The sequence below is a fragment of the Psychrobacter sp. genome, assembly GCF_030454045.1.
In the GTDB taxonomy this organism is placed as follows: Bacteria; Pseudomonadota; Gammaproteobacteria; order Pseudomonadales; family Moraxellaceae; genus Psychrobacter.
The window spans coordinates 1-11,902 of record NZ_JAKDJE010000084.1; the positions used below are offsets into that span (position 1 = coordinate 1).

Consider the following 11,902-nt stretch of genomic DNA (forward strand, 5'->3'; position numbering starts at 1 on the left):
TAGACAGTATATAGCTTTAGAGCCTACGCCAGCATGAATAATGTCCATTACACCAGCAGATGTAATAAAAATAAAAAGCCCCAGCATGTCGCTGGGGCTTTTTATTGATGACAGTTTGTTATTTAACCGATTATGACGTTAGCGGGTAAATAACGATAGAGTTTATTTATCACTATTTTTGTCATTCAGCTCACTCTGCTCGGCTTCTTTCTCAACTGCGATAGAAGCGTCAGTGTCAGTTTTGGCAGTCGAATGAGTAGCACTGTCTTGACCAGAGTCAGGAAGACGATTGGGATCAAGCGCTCCTTTTTTGTTTTTAGGCGCGTTACCATTACCGTTGGTATTACTATTACTAGGCGCTTTTGTTTTCGAGGTCGCGGTCGAGTTTGCTGACATCACACCTGTGTTTGCTGTGTTGGTAGCCTCTGTTTTTGGTGCTGCTGCCTTATCATCGGCCGCGACTGTCGCAGTATTGGACTTATCTATAGCGCTGTTCGCATTAGGGGCACTGGCGACGCTTTGCTCAGTATTTTGAGCCGTATTAGTTAGCGTTTCTGGCGCTAGTTTTTGTAGGTTATCGCCGCCCAGCTCTTTTTCTTTACGCTTTTCAGGCGCCTTTGAGCTGGACTCAAAATTGGCATCGGCGACCATACGCGCTTGTTCCTGCTTCGGTGTTACGTCCACTGGTTTTGGCTGTACTTCATCATCCACAACTAAGGAGATAAGCTTGCGATCACGCGGCACCGTACCGTCGAACTTATCAGTAATGACATGCAGCTTGCCTTCTTTGTCTATGGTATATAGCGGCACAAACTGCTTGTTATCCGCTTTATACTGCTCAAAGCTATAGCTGTCAGTGATGTTGGTGATTTTGATGCGCGCTTTTTTGGACAGCATACTAGCAAGCTTGGTATACGTCACATCTTTGCCAAATAGCCACTGTGAATGGAAGTTTGACTGTTTATCGTCGCGCTCACTTTTGACTTTTTCATCACTGAACTTGAGACGATATAGTTTACGCTCGCCAAATTCATGACGATAATGAATCTCAGACAAGGTATTCATCTCTTTGTCCATACTCATGGCAAACAAACGCCCAATACCGATCAGATCAAGATGGTGATCAGCGTGATCAGAAATAGGGTTGCCAAAATAAGTACGCAACCCACTCATGCGTGCGCGCGCGATATTGGTGTAGTTATTATGCGCGACGATGACATCGAAGCCTTGCTCCTTAAGAGAGGTGGCGATAAGTAGGGCAATCGGGTTTGAGCCGACGATAAGAATACCGTTGGTCTCAGGCTCACGTACGCCCAGCAAGTTGCCGACCATCTTTGCGCCCAGACCCTGAATCATCACCGTACCGATGATAACCATAAAGACCAATGGCACCAGCAGCTCGACACCTTGAATATCATACTCTTGCAAACGAATCGCAAACAGGGAGGAGATAGCAGCAGCGACGATACCGCGAGGGCCAATCCAGCTGATCATCAGCTTTTCGTTGGTTTTGAGGTTAGAGCCGATAGAGGACGCCCAGACTGACAGTGGACGCGCCACAAACATAACGATGGCAAGTAGCACCAGACCTGCAAATCCTACGCTCAATAAACTTGCCAGCTCCACACGAGCGGCCAAAATAATAAAGAGGACGGAGATCAGCAGAACGGTTAAAGACTCATTGAACTCCAAAATCGTCTCGCGTGGGAATTTTGGCCAGTTTGCCAAAGCCACACCCAAGACTGTGACAGTCAATAGCCCTGACTCGTGCTCTAAATGGTTTGAGACTGAAAATAGTACCAGCACAAATGCCAAGGTAAAAACATTGCGCAAAAACTCAGGCACCATATGACGACGCATGAGGAACGCCAGTAACCAAGCGCCTGCCATACCAAGGACGGTTGCCAATACGACAATTTTGGCAAATAGTAAGATACTACTGGCTTCACCGCCTGAGATGATATATTCATAGACCAATACCACGGCAATTGCGCCGATTGGATCAATGATAATACCTTCCCATTTAAGGATATTAGAGATGGTTTTATTGGGGCGCACGCTACGCAGCAGCGGCATAATGACCGTCGGACCGGTCACGCAGACCAGCGCACCAAACAGCAACGCAATCAATGGGTCGACATCAAATAATAAATAAGTCGATAGCGCCACGATAGCGATAGTGATGAGTACACCAACCGAGACCAGCATTTGCACGACAGTACCATGCTGCTTGATCTCATCAAACTCTAGCGTTAGCGAGCCCTCAAATAGAATAATTGCCACGCCCAAAGAGATAAAGGGGAACATCAGCTCACCTAATACCAAATCAGGGTCAAACACTCCTAGGACTGGTCCTATGATAATGCCAATGAGCAATAAAAATAAAATGGACGGTTGCTTCAAATACCAAGCCAGCCATTGGGCGGCAATGCCAATCCCAACCACGCCGGATAGCAATAGGGCGGTATCCATAAATTAATCCTTTTGTAATCTTGTCATATTTTATATCTATCCATAGCTGCTATAAGATAGTCGCTACCGTTCGTTTATGATCAATTGTTATCATTACTGATTGTATCTGGGTCATCACACTGATAGCCATCATGAATCGCAACATGAGCTTGAGATGATATATACACTATAAAGTAGCAAGGGCAAAAGCATTCTTAGACAAATAACAGTGATCTAAAAGTGCAAAAGATGGAAAACAGGGATGATGATAGCTATTTTGATAAACGGATGGTCGATAGTATTTTTAATAATAAGCTTTTGTTTGTTTCATGATTTATTTTGCTTGCTATCATAACATGGTTTTATTCATATATAGGTATACAGCGCTTGCCACGATATTATGGTGTATTTACAAAATTGCGCAAAGTGAGTATGAAATAACCGCCCCTTGAGTTATCCTGCATGATGGAGATGATGACAAGAAAACGCTTCACTTATCATACAGTAGCCGCGTTTGTCATGCACGCCTGCGAACAGGACCAAAATACGAGATTAACTAAAGACCTTATAGTGTTGCCAAAGGCGCGTTTACCAGTGCCATCATCCCCATATTGGTGAGATAAGTATGAAAACCAGTCAATATCTTGATTACTATAGCAGCCCAACTATCAGACATGTGTGAAATCGATGCTTATTACAAATGCCATCGTGTAATATAAGTACCAATCTATAAGCAAACTATAAGCAAACTATAAGCAGACTATAAGCAAATATACAAACGCTGAGTGGTGTTGATGATGGCTATATAGAGACAATTAGATATTACCGATCCGTGCCATCATCGCACCATCAACAATAATAATGACCACTAATATGGAGGACAATATGCCTATCAATATGTTTAAAGCAAGTGCTACTGTCGATATGCGACACTGGCTACAGCGTAGTGCGCTGGCACTCGCTGTGAGTACGGCGATGGTGGCTAGTATTAACGTCACCACAATGAGCAATGCACATGCGGCTGTAACCACGGCTGATTTCTCTGGCCTAGTTCAACAAGTCACGCCAGCAGTGGCCCGTGTCAACGTCACCAAGACAGTCAGTGAGGCCGAGCTTGCGAAAGCGCAAACGGCTGAGGTATTAAGGCAGTTCTTTGGCGATCGGGTGCGCATTCCTGATCGAGCAGTGACGCCAGCGATTGAGCATGCTTATGGCACAGGGTTTTTTATTACCTCTAATGGCTATATGCTGACAAACCATCACGTCATTGAGGGCGCTGACAAAATCACCGTCACACTTAATGACAGAACCGAGCTTGATGCAACCTTGATTGGTAGCGACGAGCGCTCAGATGTGGCGGTACTAAAAGTTGAAGGCAATCAGTTCCCCGCGCTACCGATTGGCGACTCAAACAGCTTAAAAGTTGGGGAGCCCGTACTAGCCATTGGTTCGCCCTTTGGTTTTGATTACTCAGCCTCCGCGGGTATTGTCAGTGCCAAATCACGCAGCTTCTCACGTGAGACCAGTGTGCCATTTATTCAAACCGATGTGGCGCTCAACCCTGGCAACTCAGGTGGCCCCTTATTCAATCAGCGCGGTGAGGTGATTGGTATCAACTCGCGTATTTTTAGCGGTACTGGTGGTTACATGGGGCTATCATTCTCTATCCCAATCGACGCTGCTATGGATATTTATGAGCAATTAAAGACCAGTGGTGAAGTCGCTCGCGCATATTTGGGTATCTATCCCCAAGATATTGACCGTAATCTGGCCGAAGCTTATAAATTGGATAAACCACAAGGCGCTTTGCTGACCCGCGTGTCACCAGACTCACCTGCCCAAAAAGCTGGTCTAAAACCTGGCGATATTATCTTGCAGTATAATGATGTGCAAATCATGCGAGCATCTGATTTACTCAACCTGCTCAATAGAGCCAAGCCAAGCGATACCTTCCGTGCCCAGATTCAGCGCGATGGTAAGCAAAGAACCATCACAGGTAAGCTTGCTTATGCACCAGATGATGTCAGAGCCCAAAGTGGTGATCAACAAAGTGATGATGTCCAACTGGGCCTACGTTTGCGCGATTTGACCAAAGATGAACAAGCAGAGATTGCTACAGACAATAAAACGGGGGTGTTGGTCACGACGGTTGATCCGACAGGATTGGCCGCGCGCTCGGGGATCTTAGCGGGTGATGTCATTACCAATTTTCACCAAAAGCCTATTAAGAAGGTAACGGATTTTTCTGGCGCCATCTCATCCCTACCCAAAAAAGGCGTGGTCACGATAGAAGTTATTCGACAAGGCATCCCTGCTATTATTGGTCTGCGTATTGAGTAAATAGCTTTATCAGAGTATTACTGATATCGTCAAGGCAGGACATGTCAATAATTGTACTTGTCTACTATAGAGGCCGACCTCTATAATGTTTGATTTTTTATGACACGATTGAGGATATTTGCTCAATCACAGATCACTCTGTGGGTGATTTGCTGATGGCCTAATATATTCCATATATAGTATGAGTCGCTAGATAAACTCATGCTTTCACGTAACTGCTAGGTAACTATGACTGACCCCGCTCTTTATACGATTATTGTCACTGTAGCAGCAACACTGCTCGCGTATATCGCACTGTGGTCAGGATTACAAACGTTCAATACCGATCCTACCAATCGTTTTATGCGTATCTGGCTCAAGCTGGCATTATATTATGCGGCTTATACGATGCCTATTTGGGCGGTACTATTGCTGCTTGGTTGGTCAAGTGATGTGACCCCAGTGTTAGCAGAGCTATCAGGCGTTATGGTATTCATAACGATACTGCTTATGGGGCTATATTTTTATACGGTGATTGTGCAGCCCAACCGGTTACGATTGGAGCATCATGCCATTGACTTGGGATTATCTACCCCGCTCAAAGTAGCAGTGCTGGCAGATTTGCGTATCGGGATATATAGCGGCAAACCGCGTCACATTCGAAAACTTGTGGCGGCTATCAATGCACTATCAGCAGATGCAGTGCTGATTACGGGTGACTGGCTGTACTATCCAAGTGCAGATTTGGTTGGGCAGCTTATGCTGTTTAAAGGTGTCAACAAGCCTATTTATACTGTGATGAGTCGCTCAGATTTGCGTTATCAATCAATGAATACCACAAAGCAAGGTCAGCCATTATTGGAGGATACGTTAGCAAGTACCTTTGATATTCTCGATATCCGCTATATCGGTCAACAATGCACCTCGCTACCAATCAAATGTAATGGCGCTATCAGCACTCAATCAGTAGCGTGTCAGGTAAATACAAATAATCAGATTGAACCTATCGCTCAACAAGCGGGCGACAAAGACGACTCAATCGTCGCCATACTGTGCGGCTGGCAAGACACTCCGCAAGCCACCATAGAAGCTGAGAATACCAATAAGACTGATAAAGTAGTGCTCGGTAATGACATTGCCAATGCAACGAATCCTGTTATTATTTTGGCCTCGCGATTTGATAGTGTGAGCAATCTGCCAAAATCATTACAGCCAAGACCTTTATTAATTGCCGGTGCTGCAAAAGACATTCAAAAAAATATTTGGCTGGCACAAAAGCAAAAAAATATTGAGCGTAGCAATCAGCACTCTCCCTTACTGAGTAAAAGCCGTATGGGTAAGCAGCGCGGTTTATATCAGCATGCCAACGCGCAGATATTTATCAGTAGCGGAATCGGGACTAGGGGATTGCCTTTTCGGCTTTATCGCCCGACTATCGATGTGTTGACCATTCGTTAACATTAATCAAAAGACTTATCAGTGCTGATTCATTACGCTAAACTAGCTATTAAGTTCAGCGTTTATTTATTGATAAAGCTCTGAGCTTATATTTATGGTTTTTGGTAATACAAAAGCCTCTTTTTGACCTTTGATTTATGATTGCAGCATCAATTGATTGATAGCGGTCAAATCAAAATATGCTACACTAGCAGGCGTTTTTATGATTATATTTTATGGCGCAACAGGTATTTGCGGTCACTGGCATCGATAATGCCAATACTCACTTTAATACGCAGTAATTTATAATGTAAACGTTATGATAATAAATAAAATTTCAGCATTAACATCAAGCAAGAGTTGGCCATTAGCGTTTATCAACGTATATAAATTTTTGGCACTTGCAAACGACCTATCATGTGACAGCTTTGATAAAAGCTAGGATAATACAGTAAGGCACGGTTATGAGCACAGCATACGACGAGATCAAAACCCGATTACAAGGCTCAATGGTAGCCTTGGTAACGCCCATGCACCCTGACGGTACAGTTGATTATAAACGTCTGGCTGACCTCATAGACTGGCAGATCGAGCAGGGCACGCATTGCCTCGTTGCTGTCGGCACCACTGGCGAGTCGGCAACCCTATCGATGCAAGAGCATAGCGATGTCATTCGCTATTTTGTCCAGCATGTTAAAGGTCGCGTACCAGTCATCGCAGGTACTGGTGCGAACAACACCATGGAAGCGATTAAACTGACTCAAGACGCAGCAGATGCTGGTGCAGACTGTGCGTTGTTGGTTGCTCCTTATTATAATAAGCCGCCACAAGAAGGCTTATATCAACATTACCAAGCCATTGCTAAAGCCGTCAATATTCCTCAGATGCTCTATAATGTACCGGGTCGCACGGTCGTCGATATTGCCCAAGACACGGTCGAACGTCTTGCTGATATCGACAATATCGTTGCTATCAAAGATGCGACAGGCTCTGTTGGTCGCGGTGAGCAATTGATTAAAGCTGTTGGTGACAGAATGGTCGTATTGTCTGGTGATGATGGCACAGCGCTTGATCTACTAAAAGTAGGTGGTAAAGGCAATATCTCAGTGACTGCCAACGTGGCGCCAAAAGCCATGAGCGAGACTTTCGCTGCTGGCTTGCGTGGTGATTTTGAAACGGCTAGTCAGATTCATGACGTAGTCAAACATCTACATCGTGACTTATTCATCGAGTCAAGTCCTATTCCAGCTAAGTATGCGCTACATAAAATGGGCATGATCGATAAAGGGATACGCTTACCACTCGTTTGGTTGGCAGAGCAACATCATGCGACTATTGATGAAGCGTTGGTTCGAGCAAACATATTATAACCTGATCTTCAGCGATTTAAGACTTGTTGCTCGACGATTAATATTCAAGTGAGCAACAAATCAACTTACCATGATGAGTCAATCGCCTAAATGAGCAATAACTGCTAACTCAGAGAGACAACATGATGACAATATCATCAAAAACAGTATCATCAAAAACCGTATCATCAAAAACGACAAAACTACTTCCTGCAATGCTGACTTTGGTTTTGGGTAGTACGTTGGTATTGAGCGGCTGCCAAGCGACCAAGAGCTTGCTTGGAAAGCGCGATAATGGCAGCTTAGACTATCAACAAAGCAAAAAGCTTGCACCGATAGAGCTGCCGGCTGCTCAAGAAACAGCGCCTTTCGTGCCTTTGTACCCAACACCGAATGTGGGTGCGAACACGCTCAAACTACAGAATGAGTCAGGCAATCAGTATCAGCTGCCAAAGCCTCAGCGTGCTGTTAGTAGCCCTTCAAACTAATTTATTTCTTCATTTGTACCGCCGATTTTTATGATTATTGATTAAAATAATATCGATATGGTAATAAGAGTCAGCGGTCGCTGCGCGTTTTTACCACATAAGCTTGAACGAACAGGAACCCCTATAATGCAAAAGCAACAACTGCTGTATAAAGGCAAAGCCAAATCTGTCTATGAAACAGAAGACAATGATCTTCTGATTTTACACTTCCGTGATGATACCTCAGCGCTTGATGGTAAGCGTATCGAACAATTGGCACGTAAAGGCGTGGTAAATAACCGCTTTAATGCTTTTATCATGCAAAAACTGTCTGATGCTGGCATCGAGACACATTTTGAAAAGCAATTATCTGATGACGAAGTGTTGGTCAAGCGCTTGGATATGATTCCTGTAGAGTGTGTGGTGCGTAATTTTGCCGCTGGTAGTTTGGTACGTCGTTTGGGCTTAGAAGAAGGGCAGGCATTGACGCCGCCAACGTATGAGCTGTTTTATAAAGATGATGCGCTAGGTGATCCGATGGTCAATGAGTCGCTCTCTGTTTCTCTTGGCTGGGCGACCAAAGAACAATTGGCTAAGATGGAAGAGCTGACCTATCAAGTCAACGATGTACTCAAAGCATTGTTTGATGCGGGTGATTTAATCCTAGTGGATTTTAAACTAGAGTTTGGTGTATTCCATGACCGTATCGTGTTAGGTGACGAGTTCTCACCAGATGGCTGCCGTATCTGGGATAAGAATACCAAGAAGAAACTTGATAAAGACCGTTTCCGTCAGTCGTTAGGCGATGTGATCGAAGCTTATGAAGAAGTGGCTGGCCGTATTGGTGTACCATTAAAATAAGTATCTGATACTTAGCATAAAATAAAAAACTGAGCCATGTGCTCAGTTTTTTTATGTCATTATATTTATAATGGTTCCCTAGTGAGGACTTGAACCTTTGGCTGTGGGCTAATACTATCAACGCTTTGACATGCTGGAATAGTCATGGTGTACTTACCATACATATTCTATTAGTGATCGGTGCGCTATACAGGCATCAAACTAACCGTATTAGATACGACTTTAATGAGCGTACAGATGCTAAACTGATAGGTAGGTCATTATCATTAGGCTGTCTTATTAAAATTCCTAGATTGTTTTTTATGATGTTATGAACATAGCTCAATATCTAAGGTAGTTTCGTAACTTCGTAAAAGAACTGATACTTTTACAAGAAGTCTAATAATAAATATTACCTACTTAAGTTCAATTCGTCTTGAATAAGTGGGTTACTAGTTATCATATAGTCATGAAAGTCAAAGGGAATTCGTCCCCAGAGTATTTTCATAATATGATTAAAACGGTCACGACATTCGCATGCCTCGTCTTCATTAAATTTCTCTAATATGTGACATTCTGAAGAATGCATTTGGTTTGTTATCAAGTTATTTATACTATGACCAAGATAGTATAAATCTGCCGCAAACTTTCTGTACAATACCTCGTTACCCTGTAAGCTTGCACACAATTTAATTAAAAAATATTCTAGACTCCAATATTTTTCAATATCCCAAATACACAGTTCTTCTAAAGAGTAGTTAAAAGACATCTCATCCCAAAAAATATCTTTGCATTCACCATACTTTCTAACAGTCATTATTAGTCCCCTGTTTTTCATATTTTCATCGTATGCATTCGTTTCTAGTTATATTATAAATACACTTGGATGTTGATGACTTCATTTTAAGAAACTTAATTAGGGTATACCCCAACGGAACCAGCTATTTAACCCTTTGAACCTATTAACAGACCACTTAAAACAGACTGCCATAATGGAACCGCTTATAACAGACTATAATTCCTATCCATTTATCAACAGTATCACTCTTCAGCCATAGGCTTATCACTTAGCTCGTATAAAAAATCAAACATAGCGCCAACACTGTCCTCGATACCTTATCTTACTTTTATGCTAATTTGTTAGTACTTACTCATATCAATTAGACCATAAGAATAAGAAAAGGTTTCGCTAATGTCTACTGCTTCATCAACTGTTTTAGAGCCTGACTGGTTCACTCGCCCTACCTGTGTGGTCGCTGCCGATTTGGTAGGTAAGATGCTTTGTAGAAAGCTGATCGACAGCGACGGATCAGAAAAAGTTTTGCGAATGCGTATTTCTGAGACCGAAGCCTATATTGGTCAAGATGATCCCGCCTGCCATTCACATGCAGGGTCACGAACGGCGCGCACAGAGATTATGTATGAGCAAGGCGGTGTGTTTTATGTCTATCTGACCTATGGTGTGCATCATATGCTAAATTTGATTAGCGGCTCTATAGAGTCACCTGAATCGGTGCTGATTCGCGCTGGATTTTTGACCGATGATAGTGACCGTTTGATTGAAGAGCAACAATTCAGTCCAAATAAGCAGCTGACTCACCCCAAGCAGTTTGCAGGGCCAGGTAAACTGACCAAGCGCTTGCAAATAACTCGCGATTTATATGGCAAACCGATATCGCCAGACTCAGGCGTTTGGGTTGAAGATGATGGTTGCCAGCCACCTGTATCAGTGCGTCCGCGTATCGGTATTGATTATGCTGGTGATGCTAAAGACTGGCTACTACGCTATATATGGACTGATCATCCTTCTTTATCTAAGAACTAGTAGATTGAGATTTAAATCTATTTTGTGAGGTAAGTTCATGTATAAGTTGACGGTTTTTATTCCTGATGAGGCATTAGAGCAAGTAAAGTCCGCTTTATTTGCCGCTGGTGCTGGGAGTATTGGCGATTATGAACAGTGCTGTTGGCAAGTGCAAGGAACAGGGCAGTTTATGCCGTTAGCAGGTAGCGCGCCGCATATCGGTAAGCAAGATAATTTAGAAACGGTCGATGAATGGCGAGTAGAGATGGTCGTCGATGACGCATTTATTACTGCTGCTGTCATCGCGTTAAAAGAGGCGCACCCGTATGAAACGCCAGCGTATGATGTGATAAAAGTCTTGGATTTTTAGTTTTATCTAGAAAAATATTAGCTTGTTGAGTGTAGGAATTCTCACAAAAAAAACCAAATAAGCCACTTGATGACTTATTTGGTTATAAATTTTTTGATATTTCAACTGAGTATTAACAGTGAATATCAGACCCTAATAATCGATTAATCCTTTTTAATCTTAATGACATTGTAGCTTGGATAGCCCAGTTCGATTTTATAATCGTCGCGACCACGTTCAGCTTTGACCTTGATTTTACGGTCGCCCTTTTTATATTTAACATCTTTGACACGGTATCCCATGCTGCTAACTTTATTGGCAGCTCGACGCTCGATAGCAGCTAATCGACGCTCGATAGCAGCTAAGTAGACGTTTTTATCCGCTTTTTTATGCTTGTCTTTGTGCTTTTTATGCTCTTTTTTATCTTTGTAGACGTCTCCATAGATATCGTCATATACACTATAGCCGCCAGGTGTGGTGACACAGCCAGTGGTCATGACCAACAAAGTTGCAATAATACTGCCAGACAATGCCGTTTTTAGTGTTGAAAAGGATAAAGCACTCATAAAAAATTCCTCATAATATGATATGGCTGGATATAGATTGTCTTGCTGTGCGTCGCTATAGTTAGCGGCAGTATAAAGATGTAATCAGACCAGTAGAAAGTACTGTCTAAAATGCAGATGGCTTTAAAGCTTTCATGAAGCAATACCCTAAAGAAAGATCATAGAGCGCTTATCACAAACGTTGTTGCCTTTATGAAAAGAGTCACTTTAGAATATGCTCATACCGCAATTATCTTGGGATACAATAATAGTTATCGCAAACATCAGGGCGTGTTGAACATTCGACCATGGCACTGACAGCGACTATTTTTTAGGCGATT

10 protein-coding genes are annotated in these 11,902 nt (G+C 42.9%); 7 read left to right on the forward strand and 3 right to left on the reverse strand.

Annotated features, from left to right (window positions below; translation table 11 throughout):
- Nucleotides 1-162: 162 nt before the first annotated feature.
- Entirely contained in the window at nucleotides 163-2,472 is a 2,310-nt protein-coding gene (locus L0G63_RS12075; RefSeq protein ID WP_301450885.1) for a sodium:proton antiporter, read from the reverse strand.
- 954 nt (nucleotides 2,473-3,426) lie between these two features.
- On the opposite strand from L0G63_RS12075, the gene L0G63_RS12080 reads away from it, so the two are divergent.
- The 5 genes from L0G63_RS12080 (at nucleotide 3,427) to purC (ending at nucleotide 8,884) form a co-directional block, all read left to right on the forward strand.
- Entirely contained in the window at nucleotides 3,427-4,791 is a 1,365-nt protein-coding gene (locus L0G63_RS12080) for a Do family serine endopeptidase (RefSeq protein WP_301450894.1), read from the forward strand.
- A gap of 228 nt (nucleotides 4,792-5,019) precedes the next feature.
- Entirely contained in the window at nucleotides 5,020-6,228 is a 1,209-nt protein-coding gene (locus tag L0G63_RS12085; RefSeq protein ID WP_301450886.1) for a hypothetical protein, read from the forward strand.
- 443 nt (nucleotides 6,229-6,671) lie between these two features.
- Complete coding sequence (gene dapA / locus L0G63_RS12090) at nucleotides 6,672-7,577, forward strand: 4-hydroxy-tetrahydrodipicolinate synthase (RefSeq protein ID WP_301450887.1); 906 nt, start codon at nucleotides 6,672-6,674, stop codon at nucleotides 7,575-7,577.
- 122 nt (nucleotides 7,578-7,699) lie between these two features.
- Nucleotides 7,700-8,044 (forward strand): hypothetical protein, encoded by a 345-nt coding sequence (locus L0G63_RS12095; RefSeq protein ID WP_301450888.1) that lies wholly within the window; start codon nucleotides 7,700-7,702, stop codon nucleotides 8,042-8,044.
- A 126-nt stretch (nucleotides 8,045-8,170) separates the two neighbouring features.
- A complete protein-coding gene (gene purC / locus L0G63_RS12100; protein WP_301450889.1) occupies nucleotides 8,171-8,884 on the forward strand; it encodes a phosphoribosylaminoimidazolesuccinocarboxamide synthase in 714 nt (237 codons plus the stop codon).
- 391 nt (nucleotides 8,885-9,275) lie between these two features.
- Here purC and L0G63_RS12105 read toward each other — a convergent pair whose 3' ends face one another.
- Complete coding sequence (locus L0G63_RS12105) at nucleotides 9,276-9,680, reverse strand: hypothetical protein (RefSeq protein ID WP_301450890.1); 405 nt, start codon at nucleotides 9,678-9,680, stop codon at nucleotides 9,276-9,278.
- Nucleotides 9,681-10,055: 375 nt separating this feature from the next.
- Between L0G63_RS12105 and L0G63_RS12110 the strand changes: the two genes are divergently transcribed.
- Nucleotides 10,056-10,688, forward strand: a complete 633-nt coding sequence (locus L0G63_RS12110) for a DNA-3-methyladenine glycosylase (RefSeq protein ID WP_301450891.1) — start codon at nucleotides 10,056-10,058, stop codon at nucleotides 10,686-10,688.
- Nucleotides 10,689-10,725: 37 nt separating this feature from the next.
- Nucleotides 10,726-11,037 carry an NGG1p interacting factor NIF3 gene (locus tag L0G63_RS12115; RefSeq protein ID WP_301450892.1) on the forward strand — a complete coding sequence of 104 codons (312 nt, stop codon included), beginning with the start codon at nucleotides 10,726-10,728 and terminating at the stop codon, nucleotides 11,035-11,037.
- 143 nt (nucleotides 11,038-11,180) lie between these two features.
- On the opposite strand, the gene L0G63_RS12120 is transcribed toward L0G63_RS12115, so the two are convergent.
- Entirely contained in the window at nucleotides 11,181-11,582 is a 402-nt protein-coding gene (locus L0G63_RS12120; protein ID WP_301450893.1) for a hypothetical protein, read from the reverse strand.
- Between the last annotated feature and the right edge of the window lie 320 nt (nucleotides 11,583-11,902).

Bases quoted from the DNA above. Each gene is read 5' to 3' on its own strand.
- L0G63_RS12075 (WP_301450885.1), bottom strand. From the start codon at position 2,472: ATGGATACCGCCCTATTGCTATCCGGCGTGGTTGGGATTGGCATTGCC.
- L0G63_RS12080 (WP_301450894.1), top strand. From the start codon at position 3,427: ATGGTGGCTAGTATTAACGTCACCACAATGAGCAATGCACATGCGGCT.
- L0G63_RS12085 (WP_301450886.1), top strand. From the start codon at position 5,020: ATGACTGACCCCGCTCTTTATACGATTATTGTCACTGTAGCAGCAACA.
- dapA (WP_301450887.1), top strand. From the start codon at position 6,672: ATGAGCACAGCATACGACGAGATCAAAACCCGATTACAAGGCTCAATG.
- L0G63_RS12095 (WP_301450888.1), top strand. From the start codon at position 7,700: ATGATGACAATATCATCAAAAACAGTATCATCAAAAACCGTATCATCA.
- purC (WP_301450889.1), top strand. From the start codon at position 8,171: ATGCAAAAGCAACAACTGCTGTATAAAGGCAAAGCCAAATCTGTCTAT.
- L0G63_RS12105 (WP_301450890.1), bottom strand. From the start codon at position 9,680: ATGACTGTTAGAAAGTATGGTGAATGCAAAGATATTTTTTGGGATGAG.
- L0G63_RS12110 (WP_301450891.1), top strand. From the start codon at position 10,056: ATGTCTACTGCTTCATCAACTGTTTTAGAGCCTGACTGGTTCACTCGC.
- L0G63_RS12115 (WP_301450892.1), top strand. From the start codon at position 10,726: ATGTATAAGTTGACGGTTTTTATTCCTGATGAGGCATTAGAGCAAGTA.
- L0G63_RS12120 (WP_301450893.1), bottom strand. From the start codon at position 11,582: ATGAGTGCTTTATCCTTTTCAACACTAAAAACGGCATTGTCTGGCAGT.